The organism is Campylobacter concisus (genome assembly GCF_902460715.1).
In the GTDB taxonomy this organism is placed as follows: domain Bacteria; phylum Campylobacterota; class Campylobacteria; order Campylobacterales; family Campylobacteraceae; genus Campylobacter_A; species Campylobacter_A concisus_AK.
In genome coordinates, this window is sequence record NZ_CABPUX010000001.1 from 613331 (window position 1) to 637504 (window position 24174).

Annotated in this window: 17 protein-coding genes, 1 tRNA gene and 2 pseudogenes; 2 read left to right on the forward strand and 18 right to left on the reverse strand. The window is 38.3% G+C overall.

Features of this window, described 5'->3' with window-relative positions; all coding sequences use genetic code 11:
* Positions 1–13: 13 nt before the first annotated feature.
* The 10 genes from F3G91_RS03075 to fliW all read right to left on the reverse strand — a co-directional run bounded on the left by F3G91_RS03075 (position 14) and on the right by fliW (position 13448).
* Complete coding sequence (locus tag F3G91_RS03075; RefSeq protein WP_149700651.1) at positions 14–637, reverse strand: hypothetical protein; 624 nt, start codon at positions 635–637, stop codon at positions 14–16.
* A gap of 45 nt (positions 638–682) precedes the next feature.
* Positions 683–1168: a PepSY domain-containing protein gene (locus F3G91_RS03080; protein ID WP_149700652.1), complete on the reverse strand. Its 486-nt coding sequence runs from the start codon at positions 1166–1168 to the stop codon at positions 683–685.
* A 270-nt stretch (positions 1169–1438) separates the two neighbouring features.
* Positions 1439–1513, reverse strand: a tRNA-Asn gene (locus F3G91_RS03085).
* A gap of 111 nt (positions 1514–1624) precedes the next feature.
* Positions 1625–2152: a ribosome hibernation-promoting factor, HPF/YfiA family gene (hpf, locus tag F3G91_RS03090; protein WP_004317788.1), complete on the reverse strand. Its 528-nt coding sequence runs from the start codon at positions 2150–2152 to the stop codon at positions 1625–1627.
* A gap of 80 nt (positions 2153–2232) precedes the next feature.
* Entirely contained in the window at positions 2233–2676 is a 444-nt protein-coding gene (locus F3G91_RS03095; RefSeq protein ID WP_149700653.1) for a hypothetical protein, read from the reverse strand.
* Complete coding sequence (locus F3G91_RS03100; protein ID WP_149700654.1) at positions 2676–3623, reverse strand: prepilin-type N-terminal cleavage/methylation domain-containing protein; 948 nt, start codon at positions 3621–3623, stop codon at positions 2676–2678. The genes F3G91_RS03095 and F3G91_RS03100 overlap by 1 nt, the downstream gene beginning before the upstream one ends.
* Positions 3620–4258, reverse strand: coding sequence for a type II secretion system protein (locus F3G91_RS03105; RefSeq protein WP_149700655.1), 639 nt, complete (start codon positions 4256–4258; stop codon positions 3620–3622). Before F3G91_RS03105 ends, F3G91_RS03100 begins: the two co-directional genes overlap by 4 nt.
* Positions 4252–8505, reverse strand: coding sequence for a hypothetical protein (locus F3G91_RS03110; RefSeq protein ID WP_149700656.1), 4254 nt, complete (start codon positions 8503–8505; stop codon positions 4252–4254). Before F3G91_RS03110 ends, F3G91_RS03105 begins: the two co-directional genes overlap by 7 nt.
* A gap of 123 nt (positions 8506–8628) precedes the next feature.
* Positions 8629–13005 carry a hypothetical protein gene (locus F3G91_RS03115; protein ID WP_149700657.1) on the reverse strand — a complete coding sequence of 1459 codons (4377 nt, stop codon included), beginning with the start codon at positions 13003–13005 and terminating at the stop codon, positions 8629–8631.
* Between the two features lie 59 nt (positions 13006–13064).
* Positions 13065–13448, reverse strand: coding sequence for a flagellar assembly protein FliW (gene fliW, locus F3G91_RS03120; RefSeq protein ID WP_012140104.1), 384 nt, complete (start codon positions 13446–13448; stop codon positions 13065–13067).
* 112 nt (positions 13449–13560) lie between these two features.
* On the opposite strand from fliW, the gene F3G91_RS03125 reads away from it, so the two are divergent.
* Complete coding sequence (locus tag F3G91_RS03125; RefSeq protein ID WP_021084369.1) at positions 13561–14208, forward strand: outer membrane protein assembly factor BamD; 648 nt, start codon at positions 13561–13563, stop codon at positions 14206–14208.
* A gap of 8 nt (positions 14209–14216) precedes the next feature.
* Positions 14217–16634 carry an endopeptidase La gene (lon, locus tag F3G91_RS03130; RefSeq protein ID WP_107848218.1) on the forward strand — a complete coding sequence of 806 codons (2418 nt, stop codon included), beginning with the start codon at positions 14217–14219 and terminating at the stop codon, positions 16632–16634.
* Between the two features lie 621 nt (positions 16635–17255).
* Here the strand turns inward: lon and F3G91_RS10695 are convergent.
* From F3G91_RS10695 to F3G91_RS03160, 8 genes and pseudogenes are all read right to left on the reverse strand, one after another.
* Positions 17256–18410 carry a methyl-accepting chemotaxis protein gene (locus F3G91_RS10695; RefSeq protein WP_411160729.1) on the reverse strand — a complete coding sequence of 385 codons (1155 nt, stop codon included), beginning with the start codon at positions 18408–18410 and terminating at the stop codon, positions 17256–17258.
* Positions 18399–19220, reverse strand: a pseudogene (locus F3G91_RS10700) (cache domain-containing protein); the annotation flags it as partial. The pseudogene F3G91_RS10700 and the gene F3G91_RS10695, both read right to left, overlap by 12 nt.
* 148 nt (positions 19221–19368) lie before the next feature.
* Positions 19369–20187, reverse strand: a complete 819-nt coding sequence (locus F3G91_RS03140; RefSeq protein ID WP_149700659.1) for a pyridoxamine kinase — start codon at positions 20185–20187, stop codon at positions 19369–19371.
* A gap of 3 nt (positions 20188–20190) precedes the next feature.
* Positions 20191–21105, reverse strand: a complete 915-nt coding sequence (locus F3G91_RS03145; protein WP_149700660.1) for a radical SAM protein — start codon at positions 21103–21105, stop codon at positions 20191–20193.
* Positions 21095–22117, reverse strand: a complete 1023-nt coding sequence (gene hemE / locus F3G91_RS03150; RefSeq protein WP_149700661.1) for a uroporphyrinogen decarboxylase — start codon at positions 22115–22117, stop codon at positions 21095–21097. Before hemE ends, F3G91_RS03145 begins: the two co-directional genes overlap by 11 nt.
* A 92-nt stretch (positions 22118–22209) precedes the next feature.
* Positions 22210–22716 carry a YqhA family protein gene (locus tag F3G91_RS03155; protein ID WP_148823545.1) on the reverse strand — a complete coding sequence of 169 codons (507 nt, stop codon included), beginning with the start codon at positions 22714–22716 and terminating at the stop codon, positions 22210–22212.
* A gap of 91 nt (positions 22717–22807) precedes the next feature.
* Positions 22808–22894, reverse strand: a pseudogene (locus F3G91_RS10410) (hypothetical protein); the annotation flags it as partial.
* A gap of 206 nt (positions 22895–23100) precedes the next feature.
* A complete protein-coding gene (locus F3G91_RS03160) occupies positions 23101–24030 on the reverse strand; it encodes a ribose-phosphate pyrophosphokinase (protein WP_004317514.1) in 930 nt (309 codons plus the stop codon).
* Positions 24031–24174: the final 144 nt, after the last annotated feature.

Below are 24174 nucleotides of genomic sequence, written 5' to 3' on the forward strand. Positions count from 1 at the left end.
GCCAGCTATTTTATCAAATTTGGCTTTTTATTTTTAGATTTAAAATTTCGCCATTTGCTGCGCCTATCTTAAAATCATATAAAAAGCCGTTAAATTTAGCCCTTGCGTCATAAAAATACTCCGCTCCAAGCGTACCAAAACTTTGTTTTTTCGCTAGATAGATCGGCGAAAATTCCACCTCTTCTGGCTTTGTTTTTAGGCGCTCTAAAATGAGCTCTTTAACTCTTTCTGGCAAGATGTGAGCCAGCCCTTCAAATTTGGCCTGCTCTTCATTTATCTTTGATAGCTCCGCCCTTTGCGCCTCGTTTTTTAGGCAGTTTGAAGCGTTTGATAGCCAAACTCCAGCCTTGCCAGTGTAGATAAGCAAATCCGCTGCACCTTGAAGCGAAAGCTCAAGCGCATTTTTAAAGAAATTTTGAGCTTTGCATTTTGGAGCTGCTTGGCTTGAATTTTTATTTAAATTTTCAGGCATTTGCTCGCTCTCTCCTAAATTTTCGCAACTATTTTTATTAGCACTAGCCTCGGCATTTTTACTTAAATTTTCTCTCGCGCTTTGGCTAAAATTTTCGTTTAAATTTTTCTCCAAAACCTGCTCGCCAACTTTATCGTTTAAATTTTTCTCTAAATTTTCACTCATCTTTTTCACCTTTACAAAAATTTAACGCCCAAAAAGGGCGCTAGATCACTTTGTGTAGTTGCCGATTATCTCACCATTTTGAGCGTTTATGATCACTTTTTTCTCGCTCCTGTCGCGCTTAAGCTCTACTTTGTATATCCAAGCACCATTTTTATTATCAAGCTCTGCCTCATCAAGGCTCCAGCCAGCCTCAAGCGCTTGAGCTTTAGTCACAGCCTCGTCGATGCTAAGAGCAAATTTTGAAAAATCTACCGCTTCGATCGGCAAGATATGTTTTTTATTTTTATTCTCTACTTTAACGATCTGACCGCTGTTAGCATCGATCTTGATCTCTTGTTTGACGCCGTCTTTAAATGACTCTATCTTGTAAAAAATCACGCCCTTTTTGACGTTCATCTCAATATCTTTGACGCTTGAGCCTGGAAAGTTTTTCTCAGCTATGTTTAAAGCCTCTTTTGATGTGATGGCTGCTTGCAAACCTGTCGCTCCTAAAACTGCTGCTAAAACTGCTGCGCCTAGTACCTTTTTCATTTTTGATCCTTTTATTTTTGATTTCCAAATATTTGTTTGGATGAGCGCATTATAAAAGTCTTAAATGAAGCTAGGATGAATGAAGAAATTATTTTAACTTCGCCAAAAGCCGAACATATAATCATATTTTGATAACAAAGCAAAATGATATACTTTGAAATAGCAATAAAACTGAGGGGAAATAAAGGGGAAAAATACAAAAAATAAGAAAACTTAAAGTTCTTGAAACATCATTAAAATCGGGGTTTTAAAAGGCTTTTTGAAGATAAATGGCTCCGGATGCTGGGTTCGAACCAGCGACCAAGTGATTAACAGTCACCTACTCTACCGCTGAGCTAATCCGGAACATTTAAAAGAAGTCGTATTATAGTTAGCAATCATTTAAAAATAGCTTAAATAACTAAAGATTATAAAATTTATATTAAAAATAATTTAGGGGCAAAGCGCCCCTATGTTTTAGTAAAGACCAAAAGTTCCGTCTGTTCTTTTGTAGATGACTCGCATTTTGGCATCAACGTCGTTAAATACGTAAAATTGTTTATCGCTTGATTTTAGTTTATCAAGTGCTTCTTCTACCTCAAGAGGTTTGTAAATTTCAAGCTCCATAGGCACGATCTCTTCGACACCTTCGATCTTTTCTTCGCCTATTCTCGAGCGAAATTCTTTATCATCAGCCTTGCCTTTTACTGTAAATTTCTTATCGTGCTCTCTTCTTAAAACTTTTGAAGCCTTTTCGATAGCAAGATCTATCGCCGCATAGAGATCTTTATCTTTTTGGCGAACGACTATCGTGTCTTTGTGAGCCATATTTAGAGAAAATTCTGCATTAAAGCCCTTTTTACCTTGCTTTTCATCCGCTCCTACTACGCATCTTGCTGAGATGATGTCAAGGTTGTACTTGCCAAGGGTGTCAAAAGCGTCTTGGATGTAGTTTTTGATGGGCTCTGTTAGCTCAAATTGTTTTCCTACAATGCTTATGTTCATCGCAATCTCCTTTATAGAAAGTGAGATGATTATAACACGACGAAACTAAAAGCAAATTAAAGTAAAATCTTTATAAAATTTTAAAGTTTCTGAAGAGTTCGTTTGTGAAAATTTATAGGATTTGAGGCTTTTCCTGGTTTTGAGCTGACAAAGACATCAAGCATTATTGTGCCTTGATTTGCTCCAGTAGCAGCCACTGCGTCACCGGAGCAAATGCCCATATCGCCAAAGTATTTTACATATACTTTAAAGGTAAAGAGATCACCAAATTCGCCACTTATTGGATTATCTTCACTTGCATTTTCACTTTGGTTCCCTAGGCAAGTGGTGCTAAAGTCATTGCTTATGATAGCTAGCATGGCGTATTCTGTCGCTGCGCGGGCTACTAGCTCGCTTTGCTCTCTTAGATAAATTTCACTATTTTGCTTAACTGAAGTGCTAGCTATCGAAAGAGCTAGCATACAAATAGAGCTTGCGATCACCACAAAAAATATCGCTGCAATGAGCGTAAATCCTCGCCTCATCAATAAACCGCCTTTGACTTACAGATGGTTATCTCTGAGTTTTTTGCCCTCATGCAAAGTTTTAGCACGATGACGCCATTTTTTTCAGTAAAGACAAACCTCGTAACATTTTTGGCGAGGGTTGCTTTTTCGCCATTTTGTTTATATTTTTCTCCCATCCATGGACGATAGTCGTAGTATAAATTTAGATCAAAGACGCCGTTTGCTGTATCTTTTGGATCAGCGCTTTGCTCTGGCACTATGGCATTTGCTGTGTAGGCTAGATGATACTGCTCTGAAATTTGTTTGCCATCAAATCCTGAAATTTCTAGCGTATCGCCGTTTAACCCACTTTGACCGCCTTTTACACCAACTTTTGCTATGTCTAGACTGACAGGCACAGTTCCGTTGCTATAGCCAAAAGAGCTTTGCACATTGTAATAAACATCAGAAAATATCGCTACAACGCCACCATCTTTTTTTGCGAAATCCACACAAGTAGCATTTGTATCTTCCCTACAAGTTAGATCTTTTATAGTTTCAACAACTTCGGTAGAAAAATTGCTTCCAGGACTTATAAGACCAGTTGCTGGTGAGCTCTTAGCAAGATCTACGTAGCCACTATATCTGCCTGCTTTATTACCAGAAGGCACATCGTTAAAAATTTCATACGCATAGGGGATAAATTCTAAAATTTCATACTTAGCATCTAAATTTACCCCACTATCATTTAGCGCCAAAAAAGCTCCATCAGTTTTTCTAGCGATCACGCTTGGCTTTATGCGGTGCTCTAGCCTCTTTGAAATTTGCTCCAGTGCGATCTCCGTTTGCGTCTCGAGCTCATTTACAGTCTTTGTTTGAAAGTAGTTTGAGTAGATGTTCATTATGGCGTTAAAGCTCATCATAGCGATGATACCAAGCACGACGATGACGACTACAAGTTCAAGAAGAGTAAAAGCTCTTTTCATTTCCACGCTTTCGTATTTAGCGAGCCGCCCTCACCTAGGTTAAAAGCGTAGGCTCTTAGCACTGATGTCGTCTCTTGTTTTGTATCATTTTTGTATGAAGTAGCAGTTACAATTATCTCTTTTACGTCGCTGTTATCTAGCGCCAAATTTGGCTTAAACCAGCCCTTATCATCGCTAACTCTTACTTCATAGTCTGAGCCAACTATATAGTCTCTGCTTTGATTTGCCGTGTTTAAATTTTTATTTTTTGTTTTGTAATAATCCACAGACCTCACGGCCGTATCAGGCGCTAGATCTGGTGAGTTTGTATAGGCAAAAACTCTATGTCCGTCGCCTGTTATTTTATTTATCTTATAAAATTCGTTTCTTTTATCACCTGGCTTTAATATGATAGGAAAAAAGTAAGCCGTCTCAGCGCTAGCACTAACGTTTGAGATTTTTATGATCCTATTACTAAAAGGAGCTTTCAAGATAAGCCCCATGTAGGTCTTAGCATTCATCAAGCTCTCTTGCGTAACCGCCTTTTGATTTAGCTCAGATGTGGTCTTTAGTACAAGCGGTATCGACGTGCTGATGATCGCTACAACGACTATCGAGAGGATAAGCTCTATAAGAGAAAAGCCTCTTTTTACCAAGAAATTCTCCTATTTGTCTTATCGCTTAGATCGTTGAAGTTATTTTCGCCGCCTATGACATTTCCTACGTCACCTTTGTTAGAGCCACTTTTTAGGGTCTTGCCAGCCCAGTCGCCATTTGGCACGAGAAATTTCAGCGTAAAATCATTTGTCGTTGCATCTTTATCAAATTCATTATATATGAGCCAGTTTTCTGTCTTCATCTTAGCTATATCTGTAACTGCTCGGTTATTTTTTACGTAAATATAACTTATGCCATCGCTAAGCGCCGTCTCTTTGGTTGTATCTCGCATAGTGTGATTTGAAAATTCGTATCTATCTACATTGCCGTAACTAGCATCGTGAAGAGGATTTACATACCATGAGTGCGTACCTGCAAACTCCTCCCAGCGAGCGCTTGATCCTGGCTTTTGCAACATAAATTTACTCTCGTCGCAGCCATTGCAATACACTCCGTAGTAAATTTTCGCCTTAAAGCCAGTGTTTGGCCCCTCATAGTAAGGTGCATATGTCCTAGCATAGTAAAATTTCGCCGATGTTTTTGTAGTTGGCTTTTTGTAGTTATCTCCCTTTGTTTTATTTCTACTACTTTGTTCCTCAGCCAAGCTTTCAAAAGTGAATACATCACTTGTCACCTCAAAAGGATTTTTGGCTACATTTTTTTCGCGCGTGAAGTTAAATTTTAGACTTACATCAGCATAGCCGTCACTTCCAAATGCCTCTTTCTTAACACTATAAGCTCCATCATGTGGAGATAAATTTACCTTTTTTACAAGTGCGGCAGGATTGCTATCATCAAAAAATATTATTTCACTATTTAGCTTGTCTACCCCAGCAGCATCACTGCTTAACTTTGAGCCACTATTATCAGTATATTCAGCTATGATCTCTCCGGCTTTTATTTTAAATGTTGTATTGTTTGCATAGCAACCATTTTGGTAAAGAAGTGCTGGATTGTCATTAAAAAGTCTTGCTCTTACTTTAAAACTTAAAGTTGGAGATGGGGCTTCTTTTTCATTTGCAATATAACTAACACCACCCCCTAATATCTTAAAGTCGCTTACCTCAAGATCCTTTGGCGCAAAATTAAATTTATGCTGATTAAAATTTATATCACAACCAAATTTACCATCCCCATCCTCTTCATTATAACTCTTGCCAAGTGCGCAGTCACTGTCTTGCTGTGTCGCTTTTTGATCTACTTTTGTATAGCTAGCATCCCTTACATCAAAGTACGCTTCACCTATATCAGAAAAAGAAAATCCACTATCATCATCGCTTGTAGATCCAAGCTTGCTTATAATCCCTATAGCTTTATCAGGATCATTAAAACTTACTTGAAGCTGATCGCTACTTCCGTCACTTATAGCTGTTGGCAAGATGCAATCACTTGTTCCTTTTTTTACTGAAGCAAGTAGTACTTTGTCAGTTGTGCTATCAGCTTTTAAGGTGTTTGTATAGCCGTTTGCCAAGCCTCCATTTGCGTCATAAGCTCCAAGAGTGATCTCACTGTAGCTTTTGCCACCTATTAAAGTTTTGTCCGTATAGGCTGAATTTGTAATCGCATCATAAAGACCAAATGTTGCTGGCCTTACTGCAAAACTATCAAAAGCAGCACATTTTTCATCGGTTAAATTTGTGATTTTATTTTGATAGCTAAGCTTTACATGTAAGTCAGGATATGGTCTTGGCACGGTCACTCTTCTTGTGATAGTGTGAGTTGAAGTAGTAAAGTGCAAAGTCTCAGCTGGTATGACTGATTTATCAGAACTACAATCAGTCACTAGCTTTAATGTCACATCAGTATCCGAGTCTGGTGCTTTTAGTGTACCATCGGTCTTTTTATAGTTTGAGATAGTTATATCAAAAGGCTTGTTTGCTATCTTTGTGTAAAGCTTATTTTTAAAATTTCCGCTTGGATCATCTTTTCTACTTCTTGGGTAAAAGTCATTTTCTTCTTCATTTAAAACTTTTAGATCATATGCAATAGGATCGCACTCTTTTATCTTACCGTTGTAATTTAAGCCTATTGAGCTATTTTTAAACCTTACACTATATTCTGTCTTTTTATATTCAGAATTTAATACACCTATAAATCTCAGCCTAGCATAGTTTTCATGGTTTGCTTTAAGCCTACCACCTTTCTTTACATCTGCACCATCACCTATTACGTACTCGAGGCTATGTTCTTTTTGATTTATTTCCACTCTCTTATCTTTATCATTAAAAGGATTGCAGTCAACTGCTTTTGGGTTAGTAGTGTTTACAAGTAAACAACTTGAATTTTGTTCATAGCTTATAAATTTAGGATCAAATTTTATCTTTAAAAAAGTTTCTTCTGCATCTTCGTTGCCATTATTTTGTATGGTTACTATGGTTTTTAACTTATCTCCAGTTTTTGCTGTTTTTGCCTTACCTTCATTCTCTTTGGCACTGGCTCCTTTTATGGCAACATCTTTCCAAACATTTGTCTTAGCATCAAGTACTTGCAATATCTCACTATAGCAAACCTTAGGATCATAAAGCTCAGTTGAAAAGGCAACCATGCCAAGATTTAGTCTATCACCCTGAGTATCTCCACCAGTATTTAAAGCAACCGTCTCAAACTGCATGTTTATTTTTTTTAGTTTATTACCCACAAAATTTGATACATCAAAGATATCTAGATCCATCATCGCATTAAATTTCTTCTTATCATTAGCAAGCTTACCAAATCTTGTTATAGATGAATCAAATTGATTGTGTTTTAAATTTCCATAGTTTGGCAAATTATCTTCTGGTGAAGATGGTGTCCTAAAAACACTCTGAAAATTATCGCCTTTTTTTATTCTTATATCTTCCCCTTTAAGCTCTTTACGTCCGCCAAAGCCCATAAAAGCCAGAGTTGATTTTACAGTTCCTGTAGTCGGTGTAAAAAGGTCATCAAAGGTTAAATCCAATAAAGTATTTTGAGTAGTTTGTGTTGAAGTTGATTTTTTTCTTTTTACAAGAGGCGAGATATTTGACATACCCCTATAGATATTTACCGTTTTTGGCGGCAATTTCAACTCCCCTTCTTCTTTAAAGTCATAAACTATAACTAGACTCCAGCCGCCATACTGGGATGCAACATAGCTAATACTCCAGTCACCATCAGCATACAAAGCTGTACCATGAGCCACCTTTGCGTCTTGCTCTTGCGCATCTATCGTTACTTTATAGCTTCTTGGAGTAGTTTTTTTGATAGTTGATGCTATACCTCCAACTGCAAACGTCCTACCTTCTTTAGTTTTACCAAGACTAGCCCTTACTAGATCGGTAACGTCAGCGCTCGCCTGATAAGTAAAGTACATACCACTTCTTACACCAACGGTTGATTTTGCAGCATTACCTTTATCATCAAGATGAAGTGGTATAGTATATTTTGCATCACAACCACCAGTATCATCAGGGTCGTTCGGATTTTTACAATATTTATAATATGTATCACGTGTTACAGTGTTTGGATTATACGGAGTAAATGATGCATCCCATTTGATATCACCCTCTTCAGCCTTTATAACATGGACTAAGCCATCAGGAGTTTTAAATCTAACACTTGAATAACCAAAAATATTCTCATACATGGCATTCAGTAAGCCACTACTTTTTTTCCAGTCGTCATAAACTGCACCGCCCCAGAAAAGCCTGGCATATATGATCTTAGTTTTATCTATATTTGTTCTTTCAAATTCGCTTTTATCTTCAAAATTAAAAGTCGCGCGAGATGAATTTGGAAATTTACTTGTGCCAAGACCAGGTTCTTCATTTATATATATTTTTTCTATTACTTGTGAAGTATTTGCACTAGGATCGTCCTTTGTACCATTTAGTGATGGTTCAAAACCAAAGCCACTCACTCTTGGCATAACAACACTAGCACCAACAACATCCATATCTCCGATAATTCTTACAAATTTATCTTTTCCGTTCATTTGGTTGCTATTGTTTAGGTTTTTATAATAGCTTACATCCCTGTATCCACTTAGGCTTATTGAACCACCATTAATCACTTCTGGCTTTTTCGGATAGACTGGTCCTACTTCCTGAGATCCACCTACACAGTGTCTAATGCCATCATAATCAATCCTACAAATAAAACTAGCACCGCAAGCCGCCTCCTCAACAGTAGTACACTTTCTAACAGTAGCAGGCAACTCAAGCTCATCAGGATCAGCATCACCAAAAACATAGATAAAAGAAAATATGAATAAAAAAAGAATTTTCAAATTACAATCTCCGTAATGTAACTAACATAGTGGCATCTTGCCATAGTGGGCAAGTATATCTTTTTGGTTCTAAATGTACGCTTATTTTTTGAAATTTAAAATCTGCAAAAAAATGGCTAGAATCTACCAAGAAATTCTCCTATTTGTCTTCTTGCTTAGGTCTTTGAAATTTCCCTCTGCGCCCACTACATTTCCGACATCGCCCTTTTCTGAGCCTTCTTTTAGCGTCTTACCAGCCCAGTTGCCATCTGGCACTAGAAATTTTAATGTAAAATCATTTGTTGTAGCATCTTTATTAAATTCATTATATATTAGACACATATTTGCATGCATCTTTGCTATGTCTTTAACTGGCTTTTGGTTGCTTACGAAAATTAGTTGTTCACCATTATTTACAGCACTTACATTATTTCCTAAAACTGTATTATTAGAAAAGCTAAAATCATCAAATTTAAGCACTCCTACTTTATGTGAAGGATTTACATACCATGAAGTAGCCGCTGGAAAAGCTTGCCATATACCAGTACCGCTTGTTAAGTATGTAGCTTTGTCGCAATCATCACAATATGCACCATAATAAATTTTGGCAAAAAATCCATCTGCTGGACCCTCGTAGTAAGGCGCATAGACCCTGCCATAGTAGAAATTTGCCGATGTTTTTTTGGCTGGAGATTCATATTTATAAGACTTAGAATTTATGATCGTATCTAAATTATCAAGACTAAAATCATCGCTAGATACCGTAAAAGGATTTTTAGCGTGATTTACTTTTCTAGCAAAGTTAAAAAAGACCTCAGCGCTAGCTTTGCCTTCTTCAAATGCACTTTTTTTAATATAAAACATACCTTTTTTAGCGTTAGGATCAGTTAATTTTTTAGTGTTTGATCCAAGAACTTCAAAAAATAAAATTTCTTCATTTGCCTTTTCAAGTGTGCCAGCATTGCCGTTGTTATCTGTGAAATTTAAAGGGACTTTATGCAGTTTTAGCTCAAAATTAGCCTCATTTGCATAGCAAGCATCGACATAAAACTTTGCAGGTAGATATTTTTCATCTAAATATCTATAGTCACCATAAAGCTCTGGATGCAAATTTTTTAATGTATCAGATAGTTTTGCAGTCACATCAAAACAAAGTTTTACTTTTTGTATGCCGTCATTGTCAAGATAGGTCACGGCATCGTCTTTTATGATTTTTAAATTACTTATTTGCATATCTTCTGGGATAAACTGAAATGTGACATTGCCTTCTTTTTTGAGCTCGATATCACAGCTAACCCTGCCGATACCATCTGGATCATCTGCTGGGTTGTTTGGATCAAACACTGGTTTTTTGTATTTTTTCACGCAGTCATCACCTCTTGGAGAAATGTGCTGATCTACTGAAGTATAACTGCTATCTACTACATAAAAAGTTGTATCGCCTATATCTGAGTATGAAAAGCCATCATTGCTATTTGCGCTACGTGTGATCTTGCCAAGCCCTCCGCTTGCCTCTGTAAAATTTACATTTAGTCTGTTTTTGCTATCTAAAATGGCATTACAGACGTTACCATTTTTAGCTACAAGGCTTGCAAGTAGGCTATTTGCATAGCCTCTTGCTAGATCACTATCGTTTGGCTTCATAGCAGCAAGCGAAATGGCGTCATTATATGTCTCGCCGCCCGTAAAAGACTTTGTTGAAGTACTCATAATAGCACCTGCCTCATTGTCCCAGAGTCTAAAGTGGCTTGGTCTAACGGCAAAGTCATCTAAATTTTCACATGCTGTGATTTTATCTGGTGCTGTAGGATCTGTTTTTTTCTTAGGATTAGGATGAGAAATTCTAAATTTAAGAGTGCTATAAGCCTTATCTACTTTGATATCTTTTAGTAAGATCTCATTTTTTTTATTTGTAATCATATCTTCACTAAAATTTATATTTTTTTCATATAAATTTGATGTGGCATCGCATGATGTGACCAACTCCACCTTTACATCTACTGGAGAGTGTGGCGCTCTTTTTTTGCCGTCCTCTCCGTAGTTTGTGATATAGATATCAAATGGCTTTGAGACTATCTGGGTTAAAAGTCTGTTTTTAAAAGCACCTGTGCCATCATCTGGCTTGCTACTTGGCACGAAGTCATTTGGCTTATCTTCTCCTTCTAGTGTTATATTAAAATCGTAAGGTTGGCATTTTTTAATATATGTGTCATAAGGATCTAAATTTATAGCAGGATTTGTGCTTGTAATAGTTGTTTTGTAGCTATTTTCTTTAAAATTATTTTCGAGTTTGGTTTTATATATAACGTAGGCATAATTATCTTCATTTTTCTTGATAGTACCACCTCTATTTGACATAGCGCCTTGTCCCAAAAAGAAAGTCAGACTATTGCCACTAAGTCGTTGTAAGCCAACATTATCCGCATCATGCTTTTGTCCAGGCATACCATCAGAATAATTAGACGCTGTCGTTGTCTTAACTATGTTCGTTGAGTTTGGCTCATATTTTTGGCTCGGATCTATAATGGTTTTTAGCACAAAATTTTCAGCATCTTCATTTGTTGATTTATTCATTATTTTTACAATAAATTTTAATATAGTCTCTTTTTTTATGCCTTTTGCCTCTATTATCTCTTTTTTTAACACTCCTTTGTCCATTATCTTAATTTTATCTGCTTTTACAAACCCGCTTTTACCAGGCTCTTTATAATACAAATCCTCTACATAGCAAACTTCTGGTCTATACATACGACTAGAAAAACCAACTAATGTTAAATTTGGACGATCAGCATTTACTATTTTAATTCCGCCCTTATTTAACAAGGTCGATGCAACTGCAAAACGCATCTGGACTGCTGGATCTTTATTTTCTATAAAATTTGAGATATCAAATATATCTAGGTCAATTTGGTTATTAAAAAACTTATCGGGATTTATAAGCTTTCCAAATTTTGTCATAGTTGAGTTAAACTGATTGCCTTTTTCATTATATTTGCTAGTTACACTTTTAAAAACACCTTTATGTTTTATCTCTATATCATCACCTACAACCTCCCTTTTAGCGCCAAAAGAAAGCATCGTAAGTGTTGCGTTTATATCCCCATGTTTTGGATTATTAAGATTGTTAAATTTAATTTCTACGATAGATGTTTTTGGTTTAGAAGCCCCATGCTCAAGTTCATAATTTGTAAGCCACTCTGGAGCAAGCTTTTCAAGACCGTCAAATATACTAACCATCTTTGGCTCTATATTATTTTCTCTGGCAGTTTCATCGTCAAAATTATAGATGATAACCAAGCTCCAACCAGCATATTGTGCTGGATTTGTCTGCATCCAATATCCACCATATTTATGTCCATTAACTGGCGAAAATAATAATGAACCCCATACACCTCCTAAATCAACTTGTTCACCATTGCTTCTTTGAAAATACCTATCACTATCTTCCAGCAAATCGTATTTAATAGGGGTGGTCGTAGCTCTGATGTTTCCAGCATAAAAAGTTCTCTCCTCTTTTGTTGTTCCAAGACTATCTTGAACGATCTTTGTTACATCAGCACTTGCAACATATACGTAGTTTATGCCAGCTTTTACGGCCGTTTTGTGGTGCTCATTTGGCTTTCCATCGTATGCTTCTAAAGTCATTGACTTTGGCTGATACTCACTAAATGAACCTGTCCAAAAGATATCTTCTGGTCTAGCGTCTATCGTTATGGCTTGTTCTTTGCCAGGGACTTTAAAGTCTATCCTGCTATATCCTTTTATAAAATTCAGTGCGTTTGATATAAAATCTGACGCTACTTCATTTTTAAATTTCCAGTTTTGATAGATGGAGCCACCCCAGTAAAGCCTGGCGTAGACCACGTTTTTCCCAGTTAGATATTTTTGTACATGATCGTTTTTTTCACTAAAGTCGAATGTAGATGATGCCGAGTTTTGGCAACAACTAAGTTTATTTGGATTATAAACAAAATCACTTTGACACTGCGTATAGTTACTAACACTAAAGCCACCATCATTTTTAAAAATTTTTTCAGAATAAACCGATGATTTGTTGTTATCTGGGATAGGATCAAAGTCATATTCACCATCTCGTTGAATCATAACAGTAGCACCGATGGTTGCCATATCGCCATTTACTCTTGTATTTAGCTTGCCATTTATAACTCTTTGTTTTAGCCCTAATGAAGAATGGTCATCAACAGCAGTTTTTAATGACTTAAATCCGTTTGAAATATAACCATGAAAGTGATCTTGCGCTAGCGAAGAAAAAAGAGGGAAAGGTTTTGTATCTACTGTCCAAGTTCTAGGATAGGTCGTTATGCAGTGAGGGATATTTTTAGAAGAACCATCAACATACTCTTCGGCATCTATAAAGCATAAATACTGTACCTTCGTGTCATTTTCAATATAAGGTTTAGTAATTTTACAACCGATAGACTTTGCTTCGTCTGATGTGCATTCCCTAGGCGCACACCAGCTAAATGTAATAATAAAGAGAAGAAGACATATAGTTTTCATTGTAATCTCCTTGATACGAAAGAAAACCAAGGATTGTTTTTAAAAAGCTTCCCTGCGACTTACTTTTGTATGAAATTTTCTATCATTTCAGCTTGTCCGTATTGTGGATACTTTGTAACGTCAAGCACTACTTGAGATAAAGTCATATTGTCCATATTGCAAACAATAGGAGCCACGAAATTCACGGTTGATTTCTCAAGAGGGAGGGCAACTACGATGATGTTGTAAATTCTAAGTTGCGAACTCTCTTTAATGTCCATAAGCTCTTCATAGTAGCTTGGGATGTCAAATTCATAACTTCTTAACGCAAAAGGATTTATCATTGTAAAAGATGTTTCGTCATCTTTGCTTGCTAGCTTAACAAAAAATTTATCGAGCTCAATCAGTTCCATCGTCTTGATATGCTCAAAGCCTAAAATAGGGCTTTTAACACTAAAAATCATACTAACTCCTGTTTTGTAAAATTGCCTTATTTTAGCATAGTTTTAAAAAATTTATACAAAAATAATGCCAAAAAATGTAAAATAAGCGAATTTAAAATTTTTAAGGAAAAGCATGAAAAAATTTTCTAAATTTCTAGCAGTTGTAGCTCTTTTAGGGCTTTTTAGTGGTTGTGCTGAAAAATACACCGAACTTTACAATCTAACTCCAGACGAGTGGTACGCTCAAGTTATCGCTGACATAAAAGATGGCGATCTGGAGTCAGCTGATAAACACTACGTTTCAATGGCTAGCGAGCACGTTGCAAGCCCGCTTTTGGAGCAAATTTTACTCATCCTTGCCCAAGCTCACGCAAATGACGAAGAGTATCTCATGGCAAATCACTATCTTGATGAATACATCAAAAGATACGGCGATAACGGCCCAAAAACAGAATTTGCTCAATATCTAAAGATAAAAGCAAATTTTGACTCATTTACCCAGCCAAACCGCAACCAAAAGCTAATGGAGGATAGCGTAACTGAAATCGAGAAATTTCTTTATATGTATCCAAATACCGAGTATAAGCCGCTTATTGAGACCATGCTTATCAAATTTAAGCTAGCCCTTTACTTCTTAGACATGCAAATAGCAGATCTTTACAAGAGAACTGGCCGTGACGTTTCGGCTAAAATTTACGAGCAAAAGCTAGAAGAGTCGCCGTTTAAAAACTCAGACCTTATCAAACCTGACGTGGCATGGTATAGAAAACTGTTTGAATAGGAGAAATTTTGCAAATAAACGAAAACAAAGGCTTCCCAACTGAGATACCTATCATAGTTGAGGACGAGCTATTTTTATATCCATTTATGATAACACCGCTTTTTTTAAGCGACGAAGAAAATTTAAAAGCGCTTGAGCTTGCCATACAAGGAGAAACGCCGATCCTTGTCGTGCCTACAAAGCCCCAGCAAGACGGCGCTAGAGACTTTGACGGCATCTATGATGCAGGCGTGATCGGCACGATAATGCGCCGTGTGCCGCTACCTGACGGACGCGTAAAAGTGCTATTTCAGGGCATCGACAAGGGTAAAATTTTAAAACAATCAGGCATAAACCCACTCCGTGGCATCGTCGATATGCTCCACGTAAAGCGCCCATCACAGGTCAAAACTGACGCTCTCATCGTAGTTTTAAGAGAAAAAGTAAGAGAACTTTCGCAGTTTAGCCACTTTTTCCCGCCTGATCTTTTAAAGACGATCGAAGAGAGTGCTGAGGCGATCAGAGTTTGCGACCTAGTCTCAAGCGCGCTTCGCCTAAAAAAACAGATCGCTTATAGCTTTTTTGTCGAAGAAAATTTAGAGCAGCGCCTACTAAAGCTCATCGACTACGTCATCGAAGAGATCGAGGCAAACAAGCTTCAAAAAGAGATCAAAAATAAGGTTCATTCAAAGATCGACAAGACAAACAAAGAGTACTTTTTAAAAGAGCAGCTAAAGCAAATTCAAGCTGAGCTTGGAGCGGATACGAGCCGTGAAGAGGAGCTTGAGGAGTACCGCAAAAAGCTTGATGCGAAGAAGAAATTTATGGCTGAGGACGCCTATAAAGAGATCAAAAAACAAATAGATAAGCTCTCTCGCATGCACCCAGACTCAGCAGACGCGAACACCTTGCAAAGCTACCTTGACTGGGTACTTGAAATTCCATTTGAGAATGTAACTAAGAAAAAGTCATCTATCGCCGAAGTGAGCAAGCACCTAAATGCCGATCACTACAGCTTAGAAAAGCCAAAAGAGCGCATAGAGGAGTATTTTGCCTTGCGTGAGCTTTTGGAGCTTAGAGGTGTTGGTGAAAAGGTAAATAACGGCGCCATTTTATGCTTTGCAGGACCCCCAGGCGTGGGTAAAACAAGCCTTGCAAACTCGATCGCAAAGGCGCTAAAGCGTGAGCTAGTCAGGATCGCTCTTGGCGGACTTGAGGACGTAAACGAGCTAAGAGGCCACCGCCGCACCTATATAGGCGCTATGCCAGGCCGCATCGTGCAAGGGCTCATAGAAGCCAAGCAGATGAATCCAGTGGTTGTTTTAGACGAGATTGACAAAGTTGGCAGAAGCTACAGAGGCGACCCGACTGCTGTTTTACTTGAGATTTTAGACCCAGAGCAAAATAATAAATTTAGAGACTATTACCTAAATTTCAACATTGATCTTAGCAAGATCATCTTCATCGCCACAGCAAATGACGTGAGCATGATACCAGCTGCACTTCGTGACAGGATGGAGTTTATCGAGCTTAGCTCATACACCCCACAAGAGAAATTTGAGATCGCTAAAAAATATCTCTTGCCTCAAGAGCTTAAAAAGCACGGGCTAAAACCAAGTGATGTGAGCATCAGTAAAGAGGCGCTTGAGCTAATCATCAGCGACTACACAAGAGAGAGTGGTGTGCGAAATTTACGCCGCAGGATCGCTGATATACTAAGAAAAGTCGCCAAAAACATCCTTACCAAAAAGAATGAAGGCAAAATCAGCGTCACGGCTAAAAATTTAAAAGAGTTTTTAGAGAAAAAGGTCTATGAGATCGAGCCAGCTGACAAGAAAGACCAGATCGGCTTGGTAAATGGCCTTGCGTGGACGAGTGTCGGTGGCGACGTGCTAAGGATCGAGGCTATCAGGATCCAAGGCAAAGGCAATATGCAGATCACCGGCCAGCTAGGCGACGTGATGAAAGAGAGCGCTCAGATCGCATTTAGCGTCGTAAAAGTGCTGATAGACAACAAAAAGCTAAAAGTGCCGATGGCTATCGTGCCAAAATTTGACGACGACAAGCACAAGCTCGAAGCCAGCGACGTTTATAGACGCTATGACCTTCACTTACACGTGCCAGAAGGTGCGGTGCCAAAAGATGGTCCAAGCGCTGGTATCACGATGGCAACTGCGATCGCATCGATACTAACTGATACAAAAGTCAAACACGACATCGCAATGACTGGCGAGATCACACTAACTGGTAGAGTTTTACCTATCGGAGGACTAAAAGAGAAGCTGATCGCCGCTCACAAAGCTGGCATCAAAACAGCTCTGATACCTCGTAAAAACTATGACCGTGACCTTGTCGATATCCCAGCCGAAGTAAAAGCTGATATGAAGATCATCGCCGTTGATACGATCGATGATGTGCTAAAAAACGCTCTTGTAGCTAAAAAATAATAAAATTTCCTAGCCCTGTTTGGTCTCACTTGGGGCTAGAGAAATTTATAAATTTTGACAATTCTAAAATCCAAACAAAAAGCCATATAACGTATAAATACAATTAATAATTTAAACAATATAAGCACATTTAGCATACTAAAGAAAGCTAGGCAAATTTTAAAAATTTATAAGCAAACATATCTGAAATTTACTATAGTTTTAAACCACATGCAGTGCGCCAGCACTATCGCATGCCACCTCTAACGTGTAGGGGTTAGGGGATCGTTAAGGGGGAAGGGAGCTCTTTTACTTCGCAGGCTCGCAACTGCAAGCAGACTGTAACTCGAGTCCCTTTGTCTCCCTTTTGATAAATTTACATCTCAAAGCAAATTTTAAAATTCCATTCACTCGCAAGAATTGACTACTAAAATTTGGCTTCGCTTATCGCTTAGCTCAAATTTTAGAGCCGAAATTACTCATTCATGAAATTTTAAAATTTGCTGGAATTTAACAAAACCGCATGCGGCGCAAAGCGCTATCGCATGCACCTCTAACGTGCGAGGGGTTTAGGGGATTTAAAGGGGGATAAGGGGACGGCTTCGTAATTCAAGTCCCCTTGTCCCCCTTTGGATAAAAAAGCTAGAATTTCTTCTTCCTAACCTCTTCAACTATGGCTTTAGCCATCTCATCTACTTCTGATGTTACTTCGTTTGCTTGGTTTGCAATTACAACATTTTCTTTTGTTAGGTGATCTATTTGAGCAACTGATTGATTTATCATATTGATGCCTTCACTTTGCTCTTTGATTGATTCACTCATCTCATTTATTGATTGAGCTAGGACATTTGTATTTGCTTCTATCTCACCAAGAGATTTTTGAGTTCTTTCTGCTAGTTTTCTAACTTCATCAGCAACAACTGCAAACCCTCTACCATGCTCTCCTGCACGTGCTGCTTCTATTGCAGCATTAAGAGCTAGTAGGTTTGTTTGATCTGCTATATCTCTAATGATAGTTATGATGTTTTTGATCTCATCACTTTGTCTTATAACATCAGCTGTCTTTTGAGATATGGCATTCATTGAGCTAGACATTTGCTCTACTGCAGCAGCACTTTCTTGCAAGCTATTTGCTTGAGTGTTTGCTGAGCTAGCTACTTTTGATACTGATTCAGCTAGAAGTTTAGCTTTTTCTTCTAGTACTTGTGCTTGGTTTAGATTGTCATTTAGCATTTTAGAGATTTCTATGCCTAGAGAGTTTATACCACTTGCTATCTTACCATCATCATCAAGTCTTTTTGTAAAGTCTTGGTTTTTATAGGTGTTTAGTAGATCAAGTACATCTTTACCATTACTTGATATTGCTTCTTTTAAAGCAAGCTGTAGGTCTTTAAATGTATTTTTTAGTTGATTTAGAGCTGGGTTATTAGTATCTGCTTCTAAGCTTGCTTCATAGTTGCCATCTTTTATCTCATTTACAAAGGTGTTGGCTTTTTGGATGAAGATACTTTGATCTTTCATACCATCTTCAATGGCCTTTGTGTTTTTGTTTATTAGCTCTGCCATTTGGCCAAATTCATCTTTAGATGTTATCTCTATAGGCTGTGCTTTGTTTGTCTTGTGATTTAGTAGATCAAAGAAAGATAGTAGGCCTGTTTTTAGTTTGAGGATGATTTTTAGGAGGTAAGAAGACATTAGAAGTGACACTATCACAGAGATGATGATCGCTGCTAAGATAACGCCGATAGCTGAGTAAAATAGCGTATGCAAATCTTTTAAAAGCACATCCTCGTCCATCTCGCCAAAGAGGTACCAATCAAGGCTAGGGATATATTTTGAGCCAATTATCAAATTTCTCGTGCCGTTAAAGTGATGAATGACGCCGCCATTTTTATTCATCAAGACATCAAATTTCTCTTTGCCAAGGACGTCTTTTACATTTACTTTGCCGACCCTGTCGCTCTTTTCTATCTTTACGATACCACTTGAATCAACCATTAGGAATTTACTGCCCTCGCCCATGGTTTTTGAAGTGACTAAATTTACGATGTCATCAAGGTTCATACCTATCGCGCTGACGCCATAAAATTTGCCGTCTTTTTCAACCTTGCTATTTACATAAAGTGTTAGCGAGCCAGTAGCTTCTGAGACTTGGATGTTTAGAGAATTTATCTCTTTGCCGTTTTTAACGTCAAAATACCAACTATCACGTGGATTGTCCTTGCTAAGCTGCTTTAAAATTTTGTCGTTTGTGTAGTAATTTAGTGTTCTGTCAGAGACAAACATCGCCGTTGAGAGATTAAACGCCTTCATAAGGTCGGTGTTATAGTTAAAAAGCGTTGCCAATCCGTCCTTTGGTTCGCCCTCGTCGATCCACTTTAGAAGATAGTCGTTTTTGGTCATCTGATAAGAGGTGTTGATGACCTTATCTATAGCGTAGCCGATCTCACCTGCAACGTTAGAGACAGCTAGTGGCAGCTCATCTTTCACAACTTTTTCTGTATATAGATTGCGAGCTATGTTGTAACTAATGATACTAACACCAACTAGTAGCAGCACGATCACAGCTGTCAAAATAACAGAAATCTTAGTCCTTATTGATTTCATAAATCACTCCTTGATCAATATTTACGTAATTATTCAACTTTTTATATAAAAGTAAAATTAATTTAAATAAATCTGAAATTTTGTTTTAACTATGTCACTTTGTGAGGTTATAATGACACAAATTTAAATCACTCCCTGTCATAAAGTGCTAAAAATTTCTAAGCAATTTTTCAAACTGCACACCATATTTTGTGCGATTATCATCTTTTAGCGTGATCTTGATGCTCTCAAGCACAAAATTTGCTGCCTTTTTGATAGCATTTTGCATGCTTTCGCCATTTATGAGCGAGCCAAAAAGCACTGAAGCGAAGATATCTCCAGTGCCACTTGCATGAAATGGCAAATATTCGTGAAAGTACTCCACTTTTTCTTTCGTCTTTGCGTCATATGCTATGATGCCACACTCATTTTGCCTATACCTAATGCCCTTTAAAACGATCTTTCGCGCACCAAAACTAGCCAAGCCATCAAGCAGCTCTAAAATGTAATCCTCACCATATCCCTCGCTCAAAAATGGCTTGCCGCACATAAAACTTGCCTCAGTTATGTTTGGCGTGATGACGTGAGCCTTTGTGCAAAGTTCCCTCATCTTTGCCACAAATTTCTCATCAAAGCCGTGATAAAGCTTGCCATTATCACCCATGCAAGGATCCACAAGCCTTAGCAAAGAGCTGCTGTCAAATTCAGCAAAGACCTTCTCTATAAGCTCAAGCTGCCTAAAACTACCTAAAAATCCAGTGTAAATTCCATCAAAACTGATGCCCTCTTTGTGCCAAACCTGCGTTATAGCGTCAAATTCATCAGTTAGATCACGAAAAGTGAAATTTTTAAAGCCAGTGTGAGTTGAGAGCAGTGCCGTTGGCAAGATGCACGCCTCGATGCCTTGGGCGCTGATTATGGGAAGTGCGACGGTGAGCGAGCATTTACCCACGCACGAGATGTCTTGTATAGTTAAAATTCGCTTCATCTATCATCTTAATTTATAAAATTTAACGCCAGCAACGTCAGTTTGATAAACCGCGCCATCTTGCAAGAGCTTGTTTAAAATTTGCTTTGAGTGCTCTGAGAAATTTTCTTCTACATTTGCCGCAGTTTGCGGACGTCGCTCTAGCATGGCTAAAATTTCACTCTTGCTAAATTCATACTTTTGCTCTATCTTGTGAGCCCTAGCTATGGTAACTGGCACGCCATTTATCTTGCTTGCTAGCTCTTCAAGCCTGCTAGCATCAACGCCTTTTACGTTGTAAGCTGGCGGGCGATCTATCGTGCCCACATCCACTCGGTGCGGAGCTATTTCGTTTATGGCCTCATTAAGCGCTATAAATTCCTCTTCTTTGTCGTTAAATCCAGCCACGACCAAAATTTCAAGTACAAGCTCGCCTTTAAATTCCTTGCGAAATTTAGCCATTGCTTTTATAAGTTCATTTACTTCTATGCCACTTTTGTTGCGGTCTATCTTTTTAAATGTTCTTTGCACGGCGCTATCAAGGCTAAATTTCACTATATCAAGCCCTTGCAAGGCTTCACAATTTTTTTGATCACTCGCACCTGTGCCATTGCTTAAGATAAGAGTTTTTGCCTTGCCCTTTATCTCATTTACTTTTACTATCAGCTCTTTTAAGTGCGGATAAAGAGTTGGCTCGCCATTTGCTGTAAGCGTGATGACATCGATGTTTTGATGAATTTTTAAGGCCTCTTTTAAAGCGCTTATGATCTCATTAACGCTTGGCGGATTTTCTATCTCTTCAACCGGCTTTGCGCCATTTAGCTCGCAATAAACGCAGTCAAAATTGCATGATTTTTGCTTTGGGCTTAGATCGACGCCAAGACTCATGCCAAAACGGCGAGAATTTATCGGCCCAAAGACAATAGTGCTATCTTGCACTTTTTCTTTGAACCTCTTTTATGAAATATTTTGCGTTTTCAACTGGCACATCAGGCAAGATCCCGTGACCAAGGTTGAAAATGTGCGGTGCGCCTTTCATCGTGCTTAAAATTTTATCCACGCCCTCATCAATCGCCTTTTTGCTATATAGCCTTGTTGGCTCCATATTGCCCTGAAGGACGTATCTTGGGCTAAGTTTTTCTTTTGCTAGCTCGATCGGCGTACTCCAATCAACGCCAAAAACATCAAATTTGCCTGAAATTTTATCTAAATAGCCGCTTATACCTTTTGGGAAAACTATGACTGGGATCTCTGGAAATTCAGCCTTTACGCTATCAACTATCTTGTTTATGTAGTTAAATCCAAACTCAAAATATGCCTGCTCTTCAAGTGCAGCCGCCCAGCTGTCAAAAATTTGCACGGCATTTACGCCAGCTTTTATCTGCTCTTTGACGTAAAGAATGAGCGCTTGCGTCACTTTTTCTAAAATTTGATGTAAAAATTCTGGGTTTTCATAGAGCATTTTTTTGCAGACCGCATAGTTTTTGCTGCCGCCACCCTCTATCATATATGTAGCTATCGTCCAAGGTGCTCCGCAAAAACCAATGAGCGCCTTATCTTTGGCTAAATTTTCTCTTGTAAGCTTGATCGTGTCATAGACGTATGCTAAGCTTTTAACTGATCTTTCGATGCTAAGCGCATCAAGTGCGGCCTCATCACGCAAAGGCTTTGTAAAAACTGGTCCCTCGCCCTTTTCAAAGCGCAGATCCATGCCCATTTCAAGAGGCACGACAAGGATATCGCTAAACAAAATCGCCGCATCAACGCCAAGGATTTCAACTGGCTGAAGCGTGACCTCGCTAGCCTTTTTATAGTCTTTACAAAGTGACAAAAAATCCCCTGCTTTAGCTCTTACAGCCATATATTCTGGCAGATATCTGCCAGCTTGGCGCATCATCCAAACAGGCGTGTATGGGGTCGGTTTTTTAAGGCAAGCGTCTATGAAAATCATCAAATTTCCTTTAAATTTTTAAATGGATATTATCCAAAAATAGCTAAAGAAAAGATGTAGGAGAAATTTTAAGCGTAAAAACGCTTAAAATTTTAGTGTTCGCCCTTGTGAAGGAAGTAAAGTCCAAGGCAAAGTGCAAGGATAGAAGCTGCAAGATAGGCCATCTCAAGCGGAGTTGTGAAGTTTGCGTGAAGCACTCTTTGGAAGAAATTTACGATTAAGACCATGACGATCACTTTGCCAAGCTTGTCTTTTAGCTCATCAAGTGAATGCACTTCAAGCACCTTGCTCTGCTTTGACTGCTTTAGCTGTGTGATCTCTGAGATGAAAAGCTCGTAAATTCCGAAGCTAAATATATAAAGAACAAGCGCCATCAAGTATAGATCGATCGCTCCAACTATCTCACCAACGACTTCTGAGTGGAAATTTTCAACGTGAAAATCTGCAGCGAAGAAATATTTATAAACCTCTAAAAGCACCTTGCCGACATCATAACTTGCGATGATGAAAAGCACGATCGCACCTAAAAGTCCAAAGACTACTGGAAAAAGCGTGAAACTGTTGCTTGCAAGCAAAATTTTCTCGAATATTTTACGCAATAAAAACCCTTTTTGTGAAATTTAAAAAGGGGGTATTTTATAGTTTTTTCCTTAAAATTTAGGTGCAAAATCGCAATTAATTTAGTGCAAACTACTCCTGCATCGCGATCCATTTTTGTGCGATCCTGACGGCATTTGTCGCAGCTCCAACGCGGATCTGATCGGCACTGCACCTTAATTACGGCTTATTTAAATTTTAGTAGCTAGCATGTAGAAATTTAGCGGCGAGATTTCATTGTGATTTTTGTTTATTTGACTTCGAAGCTAGGCTTGTTACAAGCAGGATTTTAAGTCTTTTGGGCTAGAAATTTAACCCAAAAGATAAATATCAATCAGCCAAAACGGATAAATTTAGCAGGCTAACGCTTTAGCCTGCAATGGTTATTAAAATAAGCTATTTACGCTTTCGTTGTGATAAACACGGCGTATCACTTCGCCAAAGAGTGAAGCTGTGCTTAGCACTTTTATACAAGGGAGTTCTTCTTTTAATGGGATCGTATCAGTCACCACTAGCTCATCTAAAAAGCCAAGTTTTAGTCTATCATAGGCTGGTCCGCTAAGCACTGGGTGCGTGCAAAACGCCATTACGCTAGTTGCGCCACGCTCTTTGAAAATCTCAGCTGCTTTTACGATGGTGCCAGCGGTGTCGATCATATCATCAACCAAGATCACATCTTTGCCTTTCACATCGCCGATCACGTTCATCACTTCGCTCTCGTTTGCTTTCTCGCGGCGCTTATCAACGATGACCATATCTAATAAATTTAGATTTTTTGCCAAGGCTCTAGCACGAGCCACACCGCCTACATCTGGGCTTGCGACGACTGGATTTGGTAAATTTTTAGCTTTTACGTAGTCGTTAAAGATGATGCTACCATAGAGGTTATCTACTGGGATATCGAAAAATCCTTGAATTTGTCCTGCGTGAAGGTCCATAGTAACGACCCTGTCGATGCCTGCTGTTTGCATCATATTTGCCACAAGTTTTGCAGTGATAGGCACTCTAGGAGCTGCTTTTCTGTCCTGTCTAGCATAGCCAAAATACGGCACTATCGCTGTTATAGAGCTTGCACTGCTGCGCTTTAAAGCGTCAGTTAAGATAAGAAGCTCCATTAAATTTATATTTGCTGGGGCACATGTTGGCTGGATGACAAAAACATCTTTCCCACGCACGCTTTCGCCGATCTGCACGCTGATCTCGCCATCGCTAAATCTTTTAATGCTAGCTTCACTGAGTGGAAGCGACAAATATTGCGAAATTTTCTTCGAAAGCTCGATGTTTGCGGTGCCTGAGAAAATTTTATAGCCTCTCATAATAGTAACCTTTTTTAGTGATTTTTATGTTGTGATTTTATCAAAATGAGCTTTAAATTTAAATTTATTTACCAACTATTTTTAGTCAAATTTTCTACTCCAAAAGCCAAAATTTACACCAAATTTTTAAACCATTTTACATTT